We start from the raw sequence: 22125 nt of genomic DNA, 5'->3' as shown, positions 1-22125 counted from the left end.
TGGATCATCGACTCCATGTCGTTCATCGCGGCCGTCTTGGGCGGCAGGATGACGCGGGGGTCGTCGACGTTGATGGGGCCGCCCGGCAGGCGGTCGATGGCCTGGCGCAGGATGCGCACGCTCTGCCGCATCTCTTCCATGCGGCACAGGTAGCGGTCGTAGATGTCGCCGTGCTCGCCCACCGGCACGTCGAAGTCGTACGTCTCGTAGTCGTAGTACGGCCGGTCCTTGCGCACGTCGTAGCTCACGCCCGAGGCGCGCAGGTTGGGGCCGCTGAGCCCCCAGTTCACCGCGTCGGCGCCGCTGATGCCGCCCACGTCCTGCGTGCGCCCGATCCAGATGGCGTTGTTGGTCAGCAGCGTGTCGACCTCGTCCAGCACGGGAAGGAACCCGGTCAGGAACTGGCTCAGGTCGTCCACCCACCCGGCCGGCAGGTCCGCCATCATCCCCCCGATGCGGGTGGAGCTGGTGGTGATGCGCGCGCCGGTGAGCTTTTCGTGCAGGTCGTAGATCTTTTCGCGCTGCTGGAACGTGTACAGGAAGACCGTGAACGCGCCCAGGTCGATCCCCGTGGTCCCCAGCCACAGCAGGTGGCTGAAGATGCGGTCCAGCTCCATGCACATCACCCGCACCACCTTGCACCGCTCGGTCACCTCGATGCCCATCATCTTTTCGACGGCCATCGCGTAGGCGCAGTTGTAGATCAGCGGCGCCAGGTAGTCCATGCGGTCGGTAAGCGGGACGATCTGGTTCCAGTCCCGGTACTCGCCCAGCTTTTCAAAGCTGGAGTGCAGGTAGCCGATGTGCGGGATGCAGCGGATGACGGTTTCGCCGTCCAGCTCCAGCACCAGGCGCAGCACCCCGTGCGTGGCCGGGTGCTGCGGGCCGATGTTGATGAGCATGTGCTCGCCCGCGATGTCCTCGTGCACCTCGCGGGCTTCGCCCTGCACGGGGATGATGGGGGCGTGCACCAGCGCGCCCCCGGAGCTCAGCTCGGGGGTGCGGGTGACGTTGTATACCACACGGCGCAGTGCCATCAGCCCGCTCCTCCCATGCCGCCAAACTGTCCCTGCTGGTCGCCGCCTTCACCGGGGTTGAACACCTCCGGCAGCCCCTGCCCCAGCATGTGGGCGATCTCCAGCTCCTGCGGCGAGTAGTGGTCCTCGGTCTTCATCGAAAGCGAGCGCCGCGTCTGCTCCGCGCGGCTGAAGCGCCCGCGCAGGGGAAAGTCCTTCCGCAGCGGGTGCCCCTCGGCGTAGTTGTACGGCATCAGGATGCGGCGCAGGTCCGGGTGTCCCCGGAACACCACGCCGAACATGTCGTAGACCTCGCGCTCCAGCCAGTCGGCGGCGCGCCAGAGAAAGTAGACGGTGTCGATTTCCAGCGCATCCAGCGGCAGCTCGCACTTTACGCGCAGGTTCAGCTTGCGCGGGATGGACCACAGCTGGTAGACCACCTGGATCATCCGCCCGCCGCCGTAGTCGACGGCGGTCAGGTCCTGCAGGAAGTCGTACTCCTGCTGGTCGCGCAGCCAGCCCAGGATCTCCACGGCGCGCCGCGGCGGGATGTAGACGATGTGCTCGTCGCCCGCCACCAGCTCGTGCCGCAGCACGCCCTCGCCAAACTCCGCGCGCAGGGCGTCCACGCTGGGGTGCGGCGGCAGCTCGCCCGCCCGCGGCGGCGCGCCGTCGTCCGGCGCGTCGCTGGGGGCCGGGCCCTGGTCCAGGGAGTCGAGTCCCTTCTTGAAGCCGTCGTTGCTCATGTCAGGTGCACAGAAGTGCCGAGTTCCAAGTACCTGGTTCCCAGTGCCAGAGGATCCGGCACCTGGCACCAGGCACTCGGTACGTCTTCTTCACGGGCTGCGGTCCGAGACGCGGACGACGGCCCCCGTGCTCACCAGCCCGCTGGCGCGGTTCTGGTTGGTGCTGTTGCCGAACGGAAGGGTGATGCGGTCCACCACCTCCTGCGGCAGGTAGCTCCCCGTCTCGGGAAGCTGGTCCACCGCGTTCCACTCGTCCTCGGACGTGGCGGCGCTGCGGCGGATCTTTTCCTGGATCATCAGGATGCCGTACATCAGCCCCTCGGGGCGCGGCGGGCATCCGGGCACGTAGACGTCGACGGGGATGATGGTGTCGATCCCCTGCACCATGCTGTACACGTCGAACACGCCGCCGCTGGACGCGCAGGCGCCCATGCTGATGCTCCACTTGGGCGACGGCATCTGCTCCCAGATCTTCTTGAGCACCGGCGCCATCTTGTAGCTCACCCGCCCCGCGCAGATCAGCAGGTCGGCCTGCCGCGGGCTGAAGCTCATGCGCTCCATGCCGAAGCGCGCCAGGTCGTAGCGCGTGGCGGCGGTGGCCATCATCTCGATGGCGCAGCACGCCGTGCCAAACGGCATGGGCCACAGCGAGTTGGTGCGCGCCCAGTTGACGACGGCGTCCAGGCGGGTGGTAAGGAACCCCGGCTGGCCGTCGAAGATGTTGCTGTTCTGCAGGGTGGCCGGCTGCGTGGCGCCGGGCAGTCCCTGGTGCACCGCCAGGCCCTCCGCGTTGCGCGGCTGGCCTTCGGACGGCTCGTTGCTCGACGGGCGCTCGTTCAGTCCCATTCGAGGGCTCCTTTCTTCCACTCGTAGATCAGGCCCACGGTGAGGATGAAGACGAAGATCCCCACCACGGCGAACCCGCCCCATCCCAGCGTGCGCGCGTGCACGGCCCACGGCAGCAGGAACACCGTCTCCACGTCGAAGACGATGAAGAGGATGGCCACCACGTAGAACTTGACCGAGAAGCGCTCGCGGGTGCTTCCCAGCGGCGTCATTCCCGACTCGTACGGGGCGCTCTTGTTCTTGGTGGCGCGTCCCGGGCTGAGCACCTGGGAAAGCACCACCATGCCGATGGCCTGGGCCACCGAGATCCCCAGGAGGATCATCACCGGGATGTAGGGGCGGAGCATGCGCGTCCTGGGCCCTGATCTGACGGTAGTTTGTGAAAACGTTCACTTGCTCGGAGCCGGGCCAAGATACTGCCCCGCGAAACCCCGGTCAAGCAGACACGGCGCCGCGTTGGCGGCCCCTTGCCGCCCCCCGCGCGCGGGGGTAGCTTGGCGCTCCTGTCCAAGCGATCGGCGCAGGCCTGTACACCCGTTTACCGGGCGCGTTCGGGGCCCGCGCGCCGAAGCCCTCCGCGCCCCTTCAAGCTCCGTTCCGCGCCATGAGCATTCGTTCCGACCGGTGGATCCGCCGCATGGCCCGCGACCACGGGATGATCGAGCCGTTCGAGGACGCACAGGTGCGCCAGGGCACCATCAGCTACGGCGTGAGCAGCTACGGCTACGACATGCGTGTGGCCAGCGAGTTCAAGATCTTCACCAACGTCAACAACGCCATCGTCGACCCCAAGGCGTTCAGCGACCGGAGCTTCGTCCCCTTCGAGGGCGACGTCTGCATCGTGCCGCCCAACAGCTTTGCCCTGGCGCGGTCGGTGGAGTACTTCCGCATCCCGCGCAACGTGATCACGCTCTGCGTGGGCAAGTCGACGTACGCGCGGTGCGGCATCATCACCAACGTCACTCCCTTCGAGCCGGAGTGGGAGGGGTACGTGACGCTGGAGATCAGCAACACCACGCCGCTCCCCGCCCGGATCTACGCCAACGAGGGAATCGCGCAGGTGCTGTTCTTCGAGGGCGATCCCGAAGGCCCCGAGGTGAGCTACGCCGACCGCAAGGGCAAGTACCAGGGCCAGACCGGGGTCACCACGCCGCGCCTGTAACTGGGCGCGTGAGTGCGGAAGTGCGTGAGTGCGGGAGTGGCCGATCGGCGGGGTCGCGGACAGCTCGGCTCGACCCGCGGGGCGCCCCCTCCGCGCTCGCGCCACTCGCCCACCTCCCCCAAAACTGCTGGGGGAGGTTGAGTGTCCGCCGTGATCCCGACGCTTCGAACGGGCCTGGTGCGGGATGGTGAGCCGCCACAGGGCGTCGAAGCGGATCGGCTTCTCCCCCCTCCGTGAGGAACGAACGAGGAGGGGCCGGGGGAGGGGCACCTCGCCGTCGCCCGAATCATGCAGTTGATGCCGTTGCAGTCGCCAGAGCCCGTCCGTCGAGAACAGCCGCAGCCCGCGCTGCGCCGCACATACACCCGCACGACCCCATGACCCAGAGCCCCGTCACCCCCGAGCAGATGGATGCCATCCGCGAGGTGGTGAACATCGGCGCCGGCCACGCGGCCACCAACCTGTCGGCCCTTACCGGGCTGACCGTGATGATCTCGGTGCCGCGCATCCAGTGGGCCGACCCCCACGCGCCGCCGGCACTTCCCGGCTCGGGCGACCTGGTGCTGATCACCGTCCCCATCACCGGCGTGAGCGAGGAGGGGGGCGAGCGTGCGTCGCTCATCCTGGCCACGGAAACGGCGCTGCGGATGGTGGCGCTCATGCTGCGCCGCGACCCCTCCCAGCACCAGGAGGTGGGCGCCTTCGAGCGCTCCGCGCTGATGGAGATGGGCAACATCGTCTGCGCGGCGTACGTGGGCGTGCTGGGCACCTTTCTGCACAAGGGCGTGATGATCGGCACGCCCGAGATGCACGTGGGCCCGCGCGAGGAGCTGGACGACCCCACGGCGCACGGACTGGTGATCGAGACGGACTTCACCTTTCTGGCCACCACCTTCGAGGGTGTGTTCGTGCTGAGCCACAGCGACGTGTCGTTCGCCTCGCTGCTCACGGCGCTGGGCTTCAAGAACGTCCAGCGCCCCGGCGGCGCGGCCGCCGCCTGACGTCCTCCGGAATCCTCCATCGATGACCGACTTTCCCGCGTTCTCCGCGGCGGCGCGCCACGAGCACCTGCGCGCGCTGGGCGGAGAGACGTGGGACCTGCTCGTGATCGGCGGCGGCATTACCGGCGCGGCGGCGGCGCGCGACGCCGCGGGGCGCGGGCTGCGGGTGGCGCTGGTTGACTCCGGCGACCTGGCCCGCGGCACCAGCAGCCGCTCCTCGCGCCTGATCCACGGCGGGCTGCGCTACCTGGAAACCGGCAACCTCAAGCTGGTCTTCGAAGCCAGCGCCGAGCGGCGCCGGCTGCTGGCGCTGGCCTCGCACCTGGTGCATCCCCTCCCCTTCCTGTTCCCCGTCTTTCGCAAGGGCCCCGTCGGCTTTCGCAAGCTGCAGGCGGGAATGTGGCTGTACGACGGCCTTTCCCTGTTCCGCAACATCGCGCGCCACCGCATGCTCTCCCGCGACGGGGCGCGCACGGAAGAGCCGCACCTGCGCACGGACGGCCTGGTCGGCGCGGCGGTGTACTACGATGCCTCGGTGGATGACGCCCGCCTTACGCTGGCCAACGCCCGCGGCGCGCACGAGGCGGGCGCGGCGGTGGTGCCGTACGCGGAGGTGGTCGGGTTTCTGAAGGACGGCAAGGGGCTGGCGGGAGCCCGGGTGCGCGACTGCCTGATCGACGGCGCGGAGACGGTGGAGGTGCGCGCCCGCGTGGTGCTGAACGCGACCGGCCCGTGGAGCGACGCGGTGCGCCGGCTGGCGGACCCGGGAATCAAGCCCCGCCTGCGGCCCACCAAGGGGGTGCACATCCTCGTCCGCCGCGACCGGCTGGGGAACCGCCACGCCATCACCTTCCAGTCGCCGGTGGACGGACGAGTGATGTTCGTCCTTCCCTGGGGCGACTTCTCCTACGTGGGGACCACGGACACCGACTACGCCGGCTCCCCCGCCGAGGTGCGCGCGGACGCCGCCGACGTGCGCTACCTGCTGGACTCCGCCAATTCCATCTTCCCCGACGCCAAGCTGACGGGCGACGACGTGGTCAGCACCTGGGCGGGGATCCGCCCGCTGCTGGCGCCCAACCGGCCGGAAGGCGGGCTGGCCGCCAGCGCCACCAGCCGCGAGCACGAGATCTGGCGCGACCGCGGGGGCCTGCTGAACATCGCTGGCGGCAAGCTGACGACGTACCGGGTGATGGCCGGGCAGGTGGTGGACGTGGCCGCGCGCGCGCTCAAGGACGAGCACGGGGTGCAGAGCGGCCACAGCCCCACCGCCGACCTTCCCCTCCCCGGCGACCCGCGTGAGCCGTGGGAGGCGTTCCGCGGCCGCGTGGTCCGCGACGCCGCAGCCGCCGGCCTTGGCGCCGACACGGGCGAGCACCTGGCCCGGGCCTACGGCGAGGACGCGGCTTCGGTGCTGGCCGCCGTGCGCGCGGACGCGGCGCTGGCCGGGCGGCTGATGGCGGGCCACCCTTACATCTGGGCCGAGGTCGCCCACGCCGTCCGCGCCGAGATGGCGATGACGCTGGACGACGTGATGACGCGCCGCCTGCACCTGTTCTACGAAGCCACGGACGGAGGTCTGGCCGTCGCCGAACAGGCGGCCCGCCTGATGGCCTCCGACCCCGGCATCGGCTGGAGCGATACCGAGATCGCCGCGCAGGTGGACGCATACCGCGCGGCCGTGGAGGAAAACCGCGGTTTCGGCACGTAAGCGGATTCAGACAGGAGGGATCCCGTGGATTTCGCCGCCACGTACCTGGAGGACATGCGCGCCACCGCCGCCACCTACAAGAAGCTGGCGGACGAAGCGATGGCGCAGGTGGAGGATGCGCAGTTCGCCACAACGCTGGGCGGCGAGGAGAACAGCATCGCGCTGATCGTAAAGCACATGGCGGGGAACCTGCGCTCGCGGTGGACCGACTTTCTGACCACCGACGGCGAAAAGCCCGACCGTGACCGCGACGCGGAGTTCGAGCTGGGCGGAGACGACGCGCGGGCGGTGGTGATGGAGGCGTGGGAGCGCGGCTGGGCGACATTCCTGGGCACGCTGGAGGCGCTGAAGCCGGACGACCTTGCGCGCACGGTCCGGATTCGCGGCGAGCCGCAGACGGTGATCCGCGCCATCGACCGCGGTGTGGCGCACGCCAGCTACCACGTGGGGCAGATCGTGCTGCTGGCCAAGCACTTCGCCGGGCCGGAGTGGCGCACGCTCAGCATCCCGCGCCGGCAGTCGCGGCAGCTCAACGCCGGGATGGCCGAGAAGCACGGGCGCTGAGGAGGGGCTTGCGTGGGGGCGGGATGTTCGGTATAATGCCGGTCAGCAGGAAAAGCGTAAAGGTACCTCCCCGGTGACAAGAGCCCATGGGGCTCTCCCTTCTTGCAAGGGTAGCTGGGGAGGTCGCTTTTTATGTATGTACCTCTCGGAACGCCTCCCACTCGCTCCGGATCCAGCACCGGATCAGCTCGTACGGCCGCTCATCCCCGCGAAGCCTGCGCTGCACCGCCCACGTGCAGTAGTCCACCGCCTGCAGCCCCGCGTGCGTGGCGGAGTTGTGGTGGACGATGGAGAACGGCCGCCCCTTCAGCGACTCCCGAAGCGCCGTCCGGAACGCCTTTTCCAGCGCCTTGCGCTCCCGCTGCACCGGCAGGCTGTCGGTGATGATGACGATGGGCTCGTCCACGTCGCGGAAGCGGTCCAGCACGCTGTCCATCAGCACGTGCGCCAGGTGCCGGTAGAACTCGAACGGATCGCGCAACTCGGCTGGCGTCAGGCACTTCTCCACCACCAGCACGTCGACCTCGAATCCGCCCACGGCGGCCAGGGTGGAGAACACCTGGTTCCGCACCGCCTGCCGGTCCTCCGCGGCGTGAAAGCACTCCAGCTCCAGCCCCTGCTCCAGGAACGCGTACCGCAACCGGGCGAACGCCGCCGTCAGCGGCCCAGGATCGCGCAGCGTGAGCGAGCCGAAGCAGAACCAGCGGGAGCCGTTCTCGGAGAAGTCCAGGTTCCCCGATTCGTCGAAAAAGAGATAGACCGCCACCCAAGCCTCCCCATCCCCAGAAAGCCTTGCCCGTGAAGTCGCGCAGGGTCCGGTTTGATGCCGACCATACATACTCACTCCGTTCACTTCGGGCAAGCGCCTCCGGGCGGGGATCAGGCTGTCATTCTGCTTCGCTCGGCTCCGCGACGACGTCCGGGGTGGCGGTGGCGACGTAGCCCAGGCACCGCAGCACGGGGGTGCGGGGATACCTGGGAAAGCGGGGATCGACGTCGGAAAGCTGGCAGAGAAAGAAGCGCGAGCCGCGGCGCGTGTCCACGATGCGGACGTTGGCGCACGATTCGCACAGGCCGGCGGGTGGGGCGTACGGCTGTCTCATGCGTCACGCCCCGCGGGCCGGGGCGCGGGATCGGGCTCCGCCCGCGGCTTCAGCGCGCCGGAAAGCGAGTAGCTGAAGTACAGGAACACGGCTCCGAATCCCAGGAAAAGCAGCACGCGAAAGAGCGGATCCAGCCGCTCCAGGTCTACCAGAAACAGCTTGGCGACGGTGGCCAGCAGGGTCCAGATGGCCACCCTCTCGGCCGTGGGCCACCGCTGCCGCATCGCCAGCAGCAGCAGCCCCAGCGCGTACGCGCCCCAGACGATGGTGGCGTACCCCTGCCCCCCCTCCAACTGCGCCAGCTGCCGCCACACCCACCCCAGCACCGCCACGTGCGCCCAGATGCGGTACGACAGCATCGCCGGGCGCGTGCGGACCACGAACGAGATGGCGAACCCGGCCGCGATCGCCGCCAGGTCCGCGGCCACGCGGCGCGCGCTCACGTCGGCGTTCTGCACCAGGCGGAACAGCACCCAGGCGGCGACCAGGGTAAAGCCCCGGTGCGCCAGCCAGCGGATCGCCGCGCCGGCGCCGTACGCGGCCAGCAGGTGCAGGGCCAGCGCCTGCGCCGCGAGCGCCACCAGCAGCGCCTCCCCGTTCAGCGCGCCGAAGCAGCCGGCCGGCAGCAGCACGGCCGCAGCGAACAGGAGCACGCGCGATAGCCGCGCGTCCACCCGCCACAACGCCGCCGCGGCCAGCGCATAGACGGCGGCGGCGCCGGCGGTCAACGCGCCCCACGCGTCCGGCTCCATCCGCCACACCAGCGCCGTCGTTGCCGTGAACATCGCGGGCGGAGCCAGGGACACGCCGTACCAGTGCAGCGCATCCCAGTCCCGCCAGCGGCGCTCGTGCGTCTGCCCGTCCACCGAAGCGCGGCGGGCGGCGGCAACGAAGGCCACGCGGCGAGCCAGCGGCAGCACGCCCAGCACCACCCACGCGAACAGCGCCGCGCCCTGCATCCATCCCCGCGCGTTGCCCGAAGCGGCAAGCGCGGCGGAGAAGGCGTTGGCGTACGAGGCCAGGAGCACCCAGCCGAACGCCATCGAGGTCCACAGCACGGAGCGCCAGCCGCGGCGCAGGTACGGCACCACGGTCCACGCCAGCACGGCGGAGGTGTACAGCGCCAGCCCGCGCGGCGACGCGTACGAGATCCCCAAAATCAGTGGCGTCCCCAGCCCGCCGAACGCGCCCACGATGGCCAGCGCCGGCTGGCTGCGCCATAGCGCCAGGACGAACGCGCCCGTCGTAATCGCCACCATCCCCGCGAACGCGGCGGCGTAGCCGATCAGCGCGTACAGGTTGAACGCGGCCCAGCCGGTCAGGTAGAAGGTCGCGATGCCGCCGCCCAGCAGCACGGAGCCAAAGCGCCGCCGCTCGTCCATCCGCAGCCCCAGCGCGGTGAGCACGGCACCCACCGCCGCCCCAAAGCCCACGCGCACCCCGGGCGTGAGCCATCCCATGTCGATGGAGTAGCGGAAGAGCAGCGCCACCCCCAGCAGCAACATGATGATGCCCAGCCGGTTGAGCCACGTCTGCCCGTCCCATGCGAACGGGCTGGCGCCGTCGTCCGGCAGCCACTCCCGCGCGCGGTCCGCCACCGACGGGCGGATGCGTCCCCGCTCCGGCTCCGCCGCGGTGACGAGCGGCGCCGGTGCGGCGGCAACGGGCGCAGCGGCGGCGGGACGATGCGCGGCCGTGTCCGCATCCGCCGGGAGGGGCGGAAGGCGGCGGCTCAGCTCCTCGACCAGCCGCTCCAGGCGCTCCAGGCGTTCGTTCAGCGAGGCGTCATCCAATCGGCTCATACGTTCTGCCTGGTGTGTCGGACCGGATCGCCTCCTCCGCCTCCACCCACATGCGCACCCCCTCCGGCATCGGGGGCGATTCCAGCCGCCACGGCGATGCATCCACCAGCTGCTGCGGCAGCACCCGCCCCTCGGGTCCGATGAACGCCGCCTTTACGACCGCCCGCGCGATCTCGTCGCCGCCGCGGACGAAGCGCTGCTCCATGTAGAACCACCGGGCGTCCCAGCACAGCGTCCGGGTGTGGATGGCGAACCGCTGACCCAGGCCCAGCGAGCGGCGGAAGCGGATCGTCAGCGAGGCGATGACCGGGTTCCACCTGCGCCGCCGCAGCTCGCCGACCACCCCCATCCGGAATATCAGGTCCACGCGCCCCAGGTCCATCAGCGTCAGGGCGCGGCCGTTGTTCAGGTGAAGGTTCAGGTCCAGGTCGGTGGGAAGGACGCGGGCGTGGATGACGGATTCATCCAGCGGCCCCAGCCGCGGCGCACGCCACGCGCGCAGGATGACGAGCAGCAGCCGGAAGAGGAGGTTCATGCGGGCGACGGCGAGATGGACACGGATGATGCCACCGGAATATAGCCCGCCGACCCGGGATAAGGCAGGCGGCGCAGCCGATGGGAGGGCGGTTTCTCGTCATCGACCCGGCCCGTGCGGCGCTACTTCCGCATGATCTTCGGATGCCGGGCAGGATCGATCGGCATCTTGCCGTCCTTGTCCATCAGCCACGGATCGCTCACCTCGCGCGGCAGGGGAAGAGGCGCGTGGGGATCACCGTGCAGGGTGGCGCGCACGCGGCGGCGAAGCGTGCGGTTGGCGATGCGCTTGTCCTTCTTTTCCGACTTCGCGGTGGTGATGCCGCAGATCGGCGTCCTGCGCCGCGAACGGCTCATCGGTTCCTCCCGGTGTTCAGCGGCCCCGCGCCTCCACGTCCCACACCTCGACGATATCGTCGCCGCGCACGCCGTACAGGCGCTCGTGCAGGTTGACGGAGACGCAGACGTGGTTGGGGACGATGCGTACCCGCTCGCCGATCTTCGGACGCCAGCCGGTGCGGGAAAGGTCGAGCAAGCCGTGCTCCTCGGAAACGGATTTCACCACGATTTCCGGGCGGTCCAGCAGCGCGCCGTAACCCACGGTGTCGGCGCGGATCTCCTCCTTGGAGAGCGCCTTGGAGCCCGCGTCCACCACCGCCTGCCCCGGCACGGCGACGGACACGACGGTGGCCAGGACGGAGTACGCGTTCTCGTCCCACCCGCAGGCACCGATCTCGGCGGTGGTGCGGTCGTTGAAGATGCTGGTGCCCGGCCGCACCTCCGTCAGCCCCGCGATCTCGTGCGAGCGCCAGAAGGTGGGGGTCGATCCGCCGCTTACCACCTCCGGCTTCAGCCCCGCCTCTGCCAGCGCCTCCAGCACGACGCCGATCCGCTCCGACAGCGCGCGGATGGCGTCCTCCTGCCGCTCCACCCGGTCGCGGACGTGGCCGGGATAGAACATCACGCCGCGATAGTCGATCCCCTCCTCATCCGCCGCCGCGCGAGCGAGCGCCACCGCGTCGGCGGCGGTCTGCACGCCCACACGCCCCATCCCCGCGTCTACCTCCACCAGCACGCCCACGCGGCGCCCGGCCTCCCGCGCCGCCGCCGCCAGCCCGCCCAACGCCTCCGCCGAGTCCAGTCCCACGGTGAGGCGCACGCGCCGCGGCAGCGCCATCAGCCGCCGCAGCCTGGCCTGGCCGATGGGCGGATAGGCGAGCAGCAGGTCGTCCACGGCCTGCGCCATCACCTCCGCCTCGCGCGGCGTGGCGACGGTGATGCCCACGGCGCCGGCGCGCATCTGCTCGGCCGCCAGCGCGGGGCTCTTGTGCGTCTTGGCGTGCGGCCGCCACGCCAGCCCGTGCGCGCGGCAGTACTCGGACACGCGCCGCAGGTTGCCGTGCATGCGCTCCACGTCCACCAGGGGGACGGGGGTGTCGAGGTCGTGGATGGTGTGGGGCGTCTGCATCTGCGTCGGAATCCGGGTGCGGGATGGATTCCGGAAGGTACGACGGGAGGGCGGGATGCGCGACGGGGGGCCTCCGGGGCCCTCCCCCGGCGGCGCCTGAGAGCGCGCCACCCCCTCCCGCAAACAGCGCGGGAGGGGGGATAAACGACACGCCAAGCCTGGTGTGTGGAGGATGGTTCAGCGCGACCCGCGGCGCCCCCTCCGGGCGGGCACCACCCGCCCACCTCCCCCAAAAACCCCTGGGGGAGGTTGGTGTGGCCGCGGGGACCCGGGCTCGACGAATACGATCCGTCGTCGCGTGAGGGATGCGCGCCCGCAGGGCCGAGACACCGGCGCGCATGCACGGGAGGGGAGGAAACGCGGCGAGGCTGGTGCGCGCCGGGGGCTCGGCGCCGTTGGCAACAGTTGTATCGTTGCCTACGGCGCGCGCAGCCCGACCCGGAGCGCAGCGGAGGGGCACGCCCAAACCCCGCGGCTTCCGTTCATCCCCTTCCCCACCACCGCGAAACGTCAGTACCGCCGCTCGCCGCGCAGGATGGGATCGTTGGGGTCCAGGATGCCGTGCTTGATCTTGAGGTGCTTGTTCTCGCGGCGGAACGCCAGCTGGTCGCGCATGCGCTCCAGGATGTCCTGGTCGACGGTGTCGTCGGTGGGGGCGTCGTGCTTGATGTCACGCCCCTCTTTCTCCGCCGGGCGCGCCAGGATCTTGTCCATGTTCTCGGCGAAAAAGCGCTGCTCGCCGCTCCAGTCGTGGTGCTCCACACGCTGGCGGATGGCCTCGACGTCGCCGGCCAGGTCCTCGGGAAAGTTCAGCAGCCACAGGCCCTCGGGGTCGCGCTGCCCCTCCGTCTCGATGAGCACGCGAAAGAGGCGCCGGTAGTCGGGGTCCTCGAACTCGTCGGGGCCCACGAATTTGGCGCACTCCTCCACCCAGCGCTCGGAGTGGAACATCATCATCAGCAGGTCGCGCTCGGCGCCCATCCGCAGGCGCTTTTGCGGGCTGGAGCGCTGCTCGCGCTCCTCCGGCCGCGACTCGTAGCGCGACAGGTCGGCCTGAAAGCGCGGGCCGCGTCCCGCCTCGCGCTCGCGGCGCCGCTGGTCGTGCACCTGCGCAAAGGTGCGCGGCTGCTCGGTGACGGCGTTGGCCTCGGCCTCCAGCGTCTCCACGGGGACGGAGGTGCGGTCGCTGATGCGCTTGAGGTACAGCCCGCGCACCACCGCGTCGCGCGCCGCGCGGACGGTGGGGAGAAGGACGTCGATGGCGCGGCGCGTCCCCTTGATGCTGGTGAAGAGGCCCTTGCGGTCCAGCAGCTGGATCTTGCGATCCATGATGTCCAGCGAGTCGCTGAGGTACCGCCGCAACGCGTCGGCGCCCTGGGCGCGCACCAGCGAGTCGGGGTCCTCGCCCTCCGGCAGCGTGGCCACCAGCACCTCCACACCGGCGCGCAGCAGCTGGTCGCCGTTGCGGAAGGTGGCCTTGAGGCCGGCCTTGTCGCTGTCGTACAGCAGGATGGCGCGCGGGGCGTAGTTGGCGATGAGCGCCGCCTGCTCCTCGGTCATCGCCGTCCCCAGCGGCGCGATGGCGTGGGTGACGCCGTGCGCCGCCAGCGACACGTAGTCCATGTAGCCCTCGACGACGAGCGCCACCTCTTCGCGGCGGATGGAGCCGCGGCTCCACCCCAGCCCGTACAGCGTGCGCCCCTTGCTGTAGACGGGCGACTCGGGGGAGTTGAGGTACTTGGGGACGTGCTCCTCGACCTGCTCCAGCACCCGCCCGCCGAACGCCAGCACCCGCCCGCCCAGGTCCTCGATGGGAAAGATCACCCGGCCGCGAAAGGCGTCATACGGCTCGCGCCCCGTCTTCTTCGCTTCCTTCACCAGGCCGACGGTGAGCAGGTCCGCCGTGTGGAAGCCCGCTTTGCGCGCCGCGTTGCCGAATGCGTCCCACTCCTCCGGCGCCCACCCCAGGCCAAAGCGCTCGATGCTTTCCGGCGTGATGCCGCGGCGGGCCAGGTAGTCGCGGGCGCGCTGCCCGGCGGGCGAGGCCAGCTGCTCCCGGAACCACTGCGCCGCGAAGCCGTTCACCTCGTAAAGGACGCGGTTGGGATCTTCTTCCCGATCGCGCTCCCGGTCCCGCTCGTCGGGGACCTCCACGCCCACGCGCGCCGCCGTCCAGCGCACCGCCTCGGGAAAGGTCATCCCGAGGTGCTTCATCATGAAGTTGTAGACCGTGCCCGCCTCACCGCACGTGAAGCACTTGTAGAAGCCCTTGGCGGGATCGACGGAGAAGTTGGGCCCCTCGCCACCGTGCAGCGGACACGGACCCCGCCAGGTCTTCCCGGTGCGCTTGAGGCGCGTGTGCTCCGAGAGGATCTCTACGAGGTCGGCGCGCTGCCGGATCTCTTCGACGAGGTGGTCCGGGATGGGCAAAGGGAAAGTGCGTTAGTGCGTTAGTGCGTGAGTGCGGGAGTGGAAAGACACGCGAGTGGGCCAACTGACGCACTCACGCACTTCCGCACTCACGCACTCTTCTTCATGCGAACTCCACCACCGTCACGCCGGTGCCGCCCTCGAACAGCTCGCCCGGGCGCTGCACGCTGATCCGCCGGTCGCTCTCCAGCCATTTGCGCACGTGCGCCCGCAACGCGCCGGTGCCCTTGCCGTGGATGATGCGGAACGACGGCAGCCCGGCCATGATGGCGCTGTCCAGCGCGCGCCCCAGTACCACGTCCACCTCGTCCGGGCGCATGCCGCGCAGATCCACCTCCGGCCGCGCGTCCGATCCCGTGCTCACGTAGCCGGCCGACGGGCGCGGCCGCGACTCCGACGGCTGGTCGCCGGAGGCCAGCGGCGTAAGGTCCTCGCGAGGCAGGAGCATGCGCATCGCCCCCGCCTCGACCATCGCCTTGCCGTCGCGCATGTCCACGATGGTCCCCGTGCGCCCCAGCGACTCGATGCGCACCCGCAGGCCCGGCTGCAGCGCCAGCGGCGCGCGGCCTCGGCCTTTTTCGGGGCGGGCGGAGCGCTCCGCCGGCTGCTTTTCTCGCTGGCGGGTAGCGGCCTCCTCCACGCGGCGGCGGGCGGCGCGGGCCGCTTCCTCCAGCTTGTCGGCGTCGGCGGCGTCGCGCACCTCGCGGATGGCGGCCTCCACCTCGGCGCGGGACTGCAGCAGGAGGTCACGCGCCTGCTGCCGGGCGCGGCGCTCGGCGTCCTTCTCCCGCTCCTTCAGTTCCCGCTCGCGGCGCTCCAGCGTTTCGCGCAACTCCCTCGTCTTCGCCAGCTGCCGCGCCAGCTGGTCCGTCTGGTCTGCGAAGTGCTGCTCCTTGGCCTCGAGCTCCAGCAGCAGTTTGGCCACGTCGCGCTCGCCGGCGGGGAGCGTGGCTTCCGCCTCTTCCAGCAGCCGCGGCTCCAGCCCCAGCCGCCGCGCGATGGCCAGGCCGTACGAGCGGCCGGGGATCCCCTTGAGCAGCCGGTACGTGGGCTGCAGCCGCTCGGCGTCGAACTGCAGCGACGCGTTGATGATCCCCCGCTCTTCCGTGGCCAGCAGCTTGAGCTGCCCCAGGTGCGTGGTGGCGACGGTAAAGCAGGAGCGGCGCGTCAGCTCCACCAGCACGGCGCGGGCGAGCGCGGCGCCCTCCTGCGGGTCCGTGCCGCTGCCGATCTCGTCCGTCAGCACCAGCGACCGCCAGTCGGCGCCGTCCAGCACCTCGCGCAGGTTCTTGAGGTGCGCGGAGAAGGTGGACAGCGACGCTTCGATGCTCTGCTCGTCGCCCACGTCCGCGAACACGTCCAGGAACACCGGCAGCCTGGTCCCCGGGCCGACCGGCGGGACGATGCCGCTCTGCGCCAGGACCGAGATCAGGCCGATCGCCTTGAGCAGCACCGTCTTGCCGCCCGTGTTGGGGCCGGAGATCAGCAGCGTGCGCTCGCCCCGGTCCATCCGCAGGTCGAACGGCACCACCTCCGCCGACTTTGCCTGCAGGATGGGATGATAGCCGCGGACGACCTCGTACTCCTCCGTCCCCGCCTCCAGGATCTTTGGCGCGCGGCCGTCCGTCCGCAGCGCGTAGCGGGCCCGCGCGTACAGCGAGTCCAGCGCGACCAGGGCGGACAGCGAGGCCAGCAGATCGGGCTGCAGCGGGCGCAGGCGGGTCGTCAGCTCGCGGAGGATGCGGGTGACCTCGCGCGCCTCTTCGGCCTCCAGGGTCCGCAGGCGGTTCATCATCTCCACCGCGGCCGGCGGCTCCACGAACAGCGTGGCGCCCGTCGCCGACTCGTCGTGGACAATGCCGCCCACCTCGCCCCGCCCTTCGCGGCGCACGGGGATCACGTAGCGCCCCTCGCGCACCGTGACCGACGCGTCCGACACCTGGTAGTGCGAGGGAAGCGAGGCCATGTACGACGCCAGCCGCTCCACCAGCCGGTTGCGCGCGCCCTTGATCTCGCGCCGCAGCCGGTAGAGCGCAGGGCTGGCCTCGTCGCGCACCAGCCCGGCGTCATCCAGGGTGCGGCCGATCTCCGCCTCGTCCTTTTCGCGCTCCACCAGCCCGCCGGAGATCAGCGCCAGGTACGGCAGCGAGCCGGCGTTCTGCGCCACCGCGCGGCGCGTGGTGCGCGACGAAGCCAGGAGGACGCCCACGTCGCGCAGCTGTGGGCCGTCCAGCACCGAGCCCTCCACGCGCAGCTTGCGCACCCCCTCGCGGATGTCGGGGATGGCGGGGACGGACCAGCCGCTGTCGCCGCGCAGAAAGGATCGCATCTCCTCCACGCGCGCCAGCTCGGGCTCGATGAAACCCAGGTCGGCGCTGGGCGACAGCGCGCGCACCGCGTCGGCGCCCAGGCCGGACGAGGCAAATCGCGCCACGAGGTCCAGCGCCTCGCGATACTCCAGGACGTTCAGTGCGTGCGGGTTCATCCGGTCGGGCCAGCTGCTGCTCGGGTCTCTCGCGCGGAACCGGGAAAGATAACCTCCCCGCGCCGCGCCCCGTACCCCCGGCCCCCGCCGCCGGTCCAGCCACGCGCCCGCTACCGAAGAATAGCCGAAGAAAGGAAGGATGGGAAGCCGGCCGAATGCGCCACTCGCGGTGCGCCCGAGGGAAGGAAGAGGCAGAAGGTGCTCCCTTCACCGGGGCGCGAGGCCACCTCCAGCGTGCCCCCCTGCAGCTCCGCCAGCCGCCGCGCGATCGGCAGCCCCAGCCCCGTGCCCACCCCCGGCTCGCCCAGCTGCACGAACTCTTCGAAGATGCGGTCCAGGTCGCCGGGGGGAATGCCGGGGCCGTGGTCCGACACCTCCACCAGCACGCCGCCCTCCGTGGGCCCAAGCCGCACCTCCACCGGCTGCCCGTGGCCGAACTTGACGGCATTGGAAAGGAGGTTGAGCAGGATCTGCCGCACCCGCCGCGCGTCGCCCGTGACCACGAGCGGGCGCTCGGCCACGTGGACGGAAAGGTGGCACCCGTGCTCCAGCGCCAGCGGCGACAGCCCGTCCACCACGCTCTCCACCAGCTCCGCCGTCTCCACGTCCTCCACCCGCGTCTCCAGCCGCCCGGCCTCCAGCCGCGACAGGTCCAGCAGGTCGTTGATCAGGTCCAGCAGGTGGCGCGCGGAGCTCTGCGAGCGGTCCACCGCCTCGCGCTGGGCGGTGGTGAGCGGGTCGTAGACGCCGGACAGGAGGAGGTCGTTGTACAGCATCACGGCGCTCACCGGCGTCCGCAGCTCGTGGCTGACCATGGCGTAAAAGCGGTCGCGCGCCAGGATGGCCTGCTCGCGATCCCGCTCCGCCCGCACCCGCTCGGTGACGTCGATCCCCACGCCGATCACGGCGGGGCGGCCGTCGAGCACGGTCCGGTTGCCGTGCACCTCCAGGTGGATGATGGAGCCGTCCGTCCGCACGCCGCGCAGGCAGTACTGCACCTCGTCCACCTCGCCCTCGATGCGGCGGCGGATATTCTCGCGTACCTTGTCCCGGTCCTCGGGCGCCACCAGCTCCAGCAGGTCGTGCGGGGAGTCCAGCCAGTCCACCGGCAGGCCGAAGACCTGGCGGAAACGCGGGTTGATGTAGCGGAAGACGCCGTCCTGCATCACGTAGATCCCCACCAGCGACTGCTCCACCACGCCGCGGAACAGCTGCTCGGCCTGGGCCAGCGCGGACGAGGCGCGTTCACGCTCCGCCTGCGAGCGCCGCCACTCGATTTCCGTCACCGCCAGCGCGGCCAGGTCGCGCAGCGCGGCCAGCGACTCCCTGGGCCACTCGTGCGGCTGCGTGTCGGCGACGCAGAGGACGCCGACCGCGTGGCCGTCCGCCGTCACCAGCGGCACGCCTGCGTACGCGCGCACCCCCCACGCCCGCATGGCCGCGTCGACGGCCACGCGCGGTTCGTGCTGAACGTCGGGAATGACGAGCGGCCGGCCGCCGGCGATCACGTGCCCGCAGATGGACCGGCCCACCGGAATGGCGTGCGGCAGTCCCTGGCCCAGGGTGGCGCCCGCCACGCTCTTGACCCACTGGTGCTCTCCGTCGATCAGCGACAGCAGCGAGATGGGCGCGGACAGCAGGTGCACGGCCAGGCGGGTCAGGCGGTCGAACGCTTCTTCGGGCGGGGTGCCGGCAAGGGAGGTGGCGCCGAGCGCGGCCAGCCGGGCGGGGTGGTGCAGCAGGTCGGCGGGGTCGGTGGACATGGCGGGAGGACCGGCACGGGTGCGGAAGAAACGGCACCTGGACTGATGCCGCAAGTTGGATGCGGCGGGGTGCGGTGCGCAAGGGAAATGGCGGAGTGGGAGTGGCGGGTGAACGGGTGAACGGGTGAACGGGTGTGATGGTGTGATGGTGTGATGCGGATTGTCGTCGTCGCGTGAGGGATGCGCGCCCGCAGGGCCGAGACACCGGCGCGCATGCATGGGCGCCGAGGGAACGGGCCGGATGCCGAGCCCCCGGCGCGCAGCGGAGGGACACGCCCAAATCCCGCGGTTCATCTGGCCTTTACCGCACCCGCAGCACCCTCCCGACACGCGGTCCGCCTTGACACGGCGGCGCAATCGCCTAGTCTACGCCGCATGCCACACACACCCGAACGCCCGTACACGCCGGTCGTAGAGGACTACCTCAAGGCCGTGTGGATGCTGCAGCAGGTGGAGTCGCCGGTCTCCACCTCGCGCATCGCGGAACGGCTGGGGCTGACCGCCGCGGCCGTCACCGCCATGGTCAAGCGCCTGGCCGAGCAGGATCTGCTGCGCCACGAACCCTACTACGGCGTGCGCCTTACCGCCGCGGGCGAGCTGGAGGCGCTGCGCATTATCCGGCGGCACCGGGTGCTGGAGCTGTTCCTGGTGGAAAAGCTGGGCTACGAATGGGACCGCGTGCACGACGAGGCCGAACGCCTGGAGCACGCCGCCAGCGACGAGCTGATCGAGCGGCTGGCGCGGCTGATGGGCGAGCCGGAGCGCGACCCGCACGGCAGCGCCATCCCCACCGCCAGCGGCGAGGTGGACCGCGGCGCCTACCCCGCCCTGGGCGACCTGTCACCGGGCGAGCGGCGGCGCATTCTGGAGGTGCAGGTGCAGGAGCCGGAGCAGCTTCGCTACCTGGGCTCGCTCAACCTGCGGCCCGGCGCGCAGGTGGAGGTGGTGGAGAAGTTTCCGTTCGAGGGACCCATCTCGCTGTCGATCAACGGCGCGCCCGCGGTGATCTCGCACTCTCTGGCGCAGCGCATCCGGGTGCGGCAGGAAGAGACAAGCTGAGGAAGGATGATCCAGGGATCGGGACCGGGGGACTCGACCACCTCCTCCTCCTTTCTCCTTGTCCCTTCGTCGTTGGCCGGGCTTTTGCTCCGCCCCGCGCGGACGTCAGGAACCTTCCCGAGACCGGAAAGCAGACGATGCGGCAGATTCTGAAGTTGCTGGTTGGCGTAGCGGCGGTGGGCGTGGTGGTGGCGGCCTTCCGCGACTCCGGCCGCCAGCGGTGGCTGCGCCCCGCCATGCCCTTTGGTGGCGGCGATGACGACGAGGGGGGCGAGTTTGCGCCCGGCGGCCAGGAGCCGGTGCTGGGGTACGACGGCATGGACCGCGACACCCTGCTGGACTGGCTGCGCGACGCCGACCTGGACCGCTCCACCCTGCTGCGCATCCAGGCCTACGAAAGCGCCAACGAAGCCCGCGGCCCCGTCCTCGACGCCGTCGAAGACATGCTGGGCTGAGGCGCCGCAGGCCCTTACCGTGAACGACAGAGAGGCCGTCCACCTTCGCGGTGGACGGCCTCACTCGTTGTATGGGGGATCAGGCCGCAAGCTCGTCGGTTGCAGGCTCTACGACGTCCAGCAGGCGAACCGGTGTGTCAAATTCATCGGGAAAATCCGGCTCGTTGATCGTGCGGACCCGCACGACTTGCTCACCACGACGGATGAATCCACGGTCTTCGATGACGACTGCCTCCAGAAAGCTTCCCGGAAGCCGATATCGAACACGTGTACCCACCCGTAGCTTCTGTGGCCGGCTCTTTCTGGGATTGCTACTCATCCGAGTCTCCCTCACCAGGGCGGCGCCGCCGTGATACGCGACAAATATGCGTGCATGACCTTGTCCATGTCTACCGCGAGTTGGTTACACGCCGTTCGCCAACGCCGCATTTCCGTACGCTGGATGCTGGTGCGTCCACGCAGCTCCGGATTTCGGAAATCCTGATGTGCAATGGCATTACGCCAGTGATTCAGCGTTGCCAGTGCCTCGTGATGGACCTTGCTGCGAGAGCCCAGTTGCCGCAACTCCGGCCAGAGCCTCACGCCCAGCCGACCGAAATCCGAACCGATGTTGCCCGGATTGGGATTCCCCGAATCCAGCTTTCGGCCCTCGATGAAGCGCAGGTTCAGAATCTCTTCGTACGGCCGCAATCCGGGCTGCTGCATCAGATGCTCCACGCACTCCTCATGCAACTCGCGGCAGAAGCGCTGGAATAGCGACAGCAAGAGGATTACGTACGCTTGATTCATCTGCTGCATCGCAATCCGGCGCCCGCGACCGGTGCCCCGTACCGCGAGCCGTGCCGCTTCCATCTCGTTCAGTGCTCTCCCGGAGGTGATTTGCCATCTGCGCAGAGAACGGGACGGCATCGGCACGGCGGGTGACAGATGAGTGGGCGGTTTACGTCAGATTTCCAAAGGAGCTTACAAGTAGACAGAGTGACGCGCAAGATGCGCGGCACTCTCCGTCGTCATCCGGCCAGGGCTTCGCGGACCAGGCGGTTGAGCTCCTTGCCGTCGAAGCGGCCCTTGGTGGCCGGCATCACGGCCTTCATCACGCCGCCCACGTCCTTGGCGCCGGCGGAGATGGCGTCGCGGATCATCGACCGCACCTCGTCTTCGCCCAGGGCGGGGGGAAGGTAGGCCTGCAGCAGCGCGCCCTCCTGCTCCTCCTTCTCCGCCAGCTCCACGCGGCTGCCCGCGCGCATCTGCTCGGCGGCCTCGCGGCGGCGCTTGATGGCGGTGGTCAGCAGGCCGCGCACGTCTTCGTCCGCCAGCCCGTGGCCCAGGTCGATCTCCTTGTTCTTGACCTCGGACAGAAAGGTGCTGAGCGTGGTGGTGCGCAGCTTGTCGCGGTCCTTGCGCGCGGTGGTGAGGTCGGCGCGAAGCTGTTCGATGAGCGACGGTTCCGGCATGGTGATGTCCGTTCTGGATCGGGCGGTTAGGTCGAAGCCCGCAATCTACCGCACCCGGCGCTCCGCCTCAACCGGACACGCATGTCCGCCGCCGTCCATCGAAGCTCCCCACTCGCCATCCGCGCGGTACGATCCGACCTCACCGCTGTTCTGCGCCTCATCCGATCCACATCCCATCATCGATCCACATCCCATCATCGATCCGCATCCCATCATCGATCCGCATCCCATCATCGATCCGCATCCCGTCATCGATCCGCATCCCATCATCGATCCGCATCCCATCATCGATCCGCATCCCGTCATCGATCCACATCCCTCTTTTCGATCCAACATCTCTTTATCCCCGTCCATCAATCGATACCGACCGCCCGGCGTGCCGCAGCGGCCGTCCGCCACCCATCCACTTCCACCCCCGGCGGCCTATCGCTAAAATTCCAGCACCGTCGAAACCCGCCGGGTGCTCCCCCCGTACCACGGCGCGCGGTGCCAGGGCGGCCTGCCGGAACCGGCGGTCCGCCGCAGT

22 protein-coding genes and 1 pseudogene are annotated in these 22125 nt (G+C 70.0%); 7 read left to right on the top strand and 16 right to left on the bottom strand.

Going from position 1 to position 22125, the window contains the following annotated elements; all coding sequences use genetic code 11:
• The 4 genes and pseudogenes from ACOJUJ_RS19155 to ACOJUJ_RS19140 form a co-directional block, all read right to left on the bottom strand.
• Positions 1 to 1037, bottom strand: a 1037-nt coding sequence (locus tag ACOJUJ_RS19155) for an NADH-quinone oxidoreductase subunit D (RefSeq protein WP_420128503.1), incomplete at its 3' end; no start/stop codon positions are given.
• A gap of 176 nt (positions 1038 to 1213) precedes the next feature.
• Positions 1214 to 1663: pseudogene (locus ACOJUJ_RS19150) on the bottom strand (NADH-quinone oxidoreductase subunit C); the annotation flags it as partial.
• Between the two features lie 189 nt (positions 1664 to 1852).
• Positions 1853 to 2482: an NADH-quinone oxidoreductase subunit B gene (locus ACOJUJ_RS19145; protein ID WP_420128504.1), complete on the bottom strand. Its 630-nt coding sequence runs from the start codon at positions 2480 to 2482 to the stop codon at positions 1853 to 1855.
• Between the two features lie 116 nt (positions 2483 to 2598).
• Positions 2599 to 2955, bottom strand: a complete 357-nt coding sequence (locus ACOJUJ_RS19140) for an NADH-quinone oxidoreductase subunit A (protein WP_420128502.1) — start codon at positions 2953 to 2955, stop codon at positions 2599 to 2601.
• Positions 2956 to 3212: 257 nt separating this feature from the next.
• On the opposite strand from ACOJUJ_RS19140, the gene dcd reads away from it, so the two are divergent.
• The 4 genes from dcd to ACOJUJ_RS19120 all read left to right on the top strand — a co-directional run bounded on the left by dcd (position 3213) and on the right by ACOJUJ_RS19120 (position 7046).
• Entirely contained in the window at positions 3213 to 3770 is a 558-nt protein-coding gene (dcd, locus tag ACOJUJ_RS19135; protein WP_420128501.1) for a dCTP deaminase, read from the top strand.
• A 377-nt stretch (positions 3771 to 4147) separates the two neighbouring features.
• A complete protein-coding gene (locus tag ACOJUJ_RS19130; RefSeq protein ID WP_420128500.1) occupies positions 4148 to 4771 on the top strand; it encodes a chemotaxis protein CheC in 624 nt (207 codons plus the stop codon).
• Between the two features lie 22 nt (positions 4772 to 4793).
• Positions 4794 to 6482 (top strand): glycerol-3-phosphate dehydrogenase/oxidase, encoded by a 1689-nt coding sequence (locus tag ACOJUJ_RS19125; protein WP_420128499.1) that lies wholly within the window; start codon positions 4794 to 4796, stop codon positions 6480 to 6482.
• Positions 6483 to 6506: 24 nt separating this feature from the next.
• Entirely contained in the window at positions 6507 to 7046 is a 540-nt protein-coding gene (locus ACOJUJ_RS19120) for a DUF1572 family protein (protein WP_420128498.1), read from the top strand.
• 130 nt (positions 7047 to 7176) lie between these two features.
• Here ACOJUJ_RS19120 and ACOJUJ_RS19115 read toward each other — a convergent pair whose 3' ends face one another.
• From ACOJUJ_RS19115 to ACOJUJ_RS19075, 9 genes are all read right to left on the bottom strand, one after another.
• Positions 7177 to 7812, bottom strand: coding sequence for a DUF3800 domain-containing protein (locus tag ACOJUJ_RS19115; RefSeq protein WP_420128497.1), 636 nt, complete (start codon positions 7810 to 7812; stop codon positions 7177 to 7179).
• Positions 7813 to 7933: 121 nt separating this feature from the next.
• Complete coding sequence (locus ACOJUJ_RS19110; protein WP_420128496.1) at positions 7934 to 8149, bottom strand: hypothetical protein; 216 nt, start codon at positions 8147 to 8149, stop codon at positions 7934 to 7936.
• Positions 8146 to 9951, bottom strand: a complete 1806-nt coding sequence (locus ACOJUJ_RS19105) for a DUF2339 domain-containing protein (protein WP_420128495.1) — start codon at positions 9949 to 9951, stop codon at positions 8146 to 8148. Before ACOJUJ_RS19105 ends, ACOJUJ_RS19110 begins: the two co-directional genes overlap by 4 nt.
• Positions 9935 to 10486, bottom strand: coding sequence for a thioesterase family protein (locus tag ACOJUJ_RS19100; protein WP_420128494.1), 552 nt, complete (start codon positions 10484 to 10486; stop codon positions 9935 to 9937). Before ACOJUJ_RS19100 ends, ACOJUJ_RS19105 begins: the two co-directional genes overlap by 17 nt.
• 122 nt (positions 10487 to 10608) lie before the next feature.
• Positions 10609 to 10842: a hypothetical protein gene (locus ACOJUJ_RS19095; protein ID WP_420128493.1), complete on the bottom strand. Its 234-nt coding sequence runs from the start codon at positions 10840 to 10842 to the stop codon at positions 10609 to 10611.
• Positions 10843 to 10858: 16 nt separating this feature from the next.
• Positions 10859 to 11953: an alanine racemase gene (locus tag ACOJUJ_RS19090; RefSeq protein WP_420128492.1), complete on the bottom strand. Its 1095-nt coding sequence runs from the start codon at positions 11951 to 11953 to the stop codon at positions 10859 to 10861.
• 510 nt (positions 11954 to 12463) lie between these two features.
• Complete coding sequence (gene dnaG, locus ACOJUJ_RS19085; protein ID WP_420128491.1) at positions 12464 to 14383, bottom strand: DNA primase; 1920 nt, start codon at positions 14381 to 14383, stop codon at positions 12464 to 12466.
• 103 nt (positions 14384 to 14486) lie between these two features.
• Positions 14487 to 16868, bottom strand: a complete 2382-nt coding sequence (locus ACOJUJ_RS19080; protein ID WP_420128490.1) for an endonuclease MutS2 — start codon at positions 16866 to 16868, stop codon at positions 14487 to 14489.
• Positions 16869 to 16978: 110 nt separating this feature from the next.
• Positions 16979 to 18631, bottom strand: a complete 1653-nt coding sequence (locus tag ACOJUJ_RS19075) for a GAF domain-containing sensor histidine kinase (RefSeq protein WP_420128489.1) — start codon at positions 18629 to 18631, stop codon at positions 16979 to 16981.
• Between the two features lie 375 nt (positions 18632 to 19006).
• Here ACOJUJ_RS19075 and ACOJUJ_RS19070 point away from each other — a divergent pair, with 375 nt between their 5' ends.
• Positions 19007 to 19690, top strand: coding sequence for a metal-dependent transcriptional regulator (locus ACOJUJ_RS19070; RefSeq protein WP_420128488.1), 684 nt, complete (start codon positions 19007 to 19009; stop codon positions 19688 to 19690).
• 137 nt (positions 19691 to 19827) lie between these two features.
• Complete coding sequence (locus tag ACOJUJ_RS19065) at positions 19828 to 20145, top strand: hypothetical protein (protein WP_420128487.1); 318 nt, start codon at positions 19828 to 19830, stop codon at positions 20143 to 20145.
• Between the two features lie 79 nt (positions 20146 to 20224).
• Here the strand turns inward: ACOJUJ_RS19065 and ACOJUJ_RS19060 are convergent, their stop codons facing one another.
• The 3 genes from ACOJUJ_RS19060 to ACOJUJ_RS19050 all read right to left on the bottom strand — a co-directional run bounded on the left by ACOJUJ_RS19060 (position 20225) and on the right by ACOJUJ_RS19050 (position 21599).
• Positions 20225 to 20464: a hypothetical protein gene (locus ACOJUJ_RS19060; RefSeq protein ID WP_420128486.1), complete on the bottom strand. Its 240-nt coding sequence runs from the start codon at positions 20462 to 20464 to the stop codon at positions 20225 to 20227.
• Positions 20465 to 20475: 11 nt separating this feature from the next.
• Entirely contained in the window at positions 20476 to 20943 is a 468-nt protein-coding gene (locus tag ACOJUJ_RS19055) for a hypothetical protein (RefSeq protein ID WP_420128485.1), read from the bottom strand.
• A gap of 212 nt (positions 20944 to 21155) precedes the next feature.
• Positions 21156 to 21599 (bottom strand): GatB/YqeY domain-containing protein, encoded by a 444-nt coding sequence (locus ACOJUJ_RS19050; protein WP_420128484.1) that lies wholly within the window; start codon positions 21597 to 21599, stop codon positions 21156 to 21158.
• Between ACOJUJ_RS19050 and ACOJUJ_RS19045 the strand changes: the two genes are divergently transcribed.
• A complete protein-coding gene (locus tag ACOJUJ_RS19045; protein ID WP_420128483.1) occupies positions 21580 to 22032 on the top strand; it encodes a hypothetical protein in 453 nt (150 codons plus the stop codon). The genes ACOJUJ_RS19050 and ACOJUJ_RS19045 overlap by 20 nt on opposite strands.
• The last annotated feature ends 93 nt before the right edge of the window (positions 22033 to 22125 follow it).

It is taken from the genome of Longimicrobium sp., from assembly GCF_048594345.1.
Taxonomy (GTDB): Bacteria; Gemmatimonadota; Gemmatimonadetes; order Longimicrobiales; family Longimicrobiaceae; genus Longimicrobium.
This window is presented reverse-complemented; position numbering and strand designations above follow the sequence as displayed.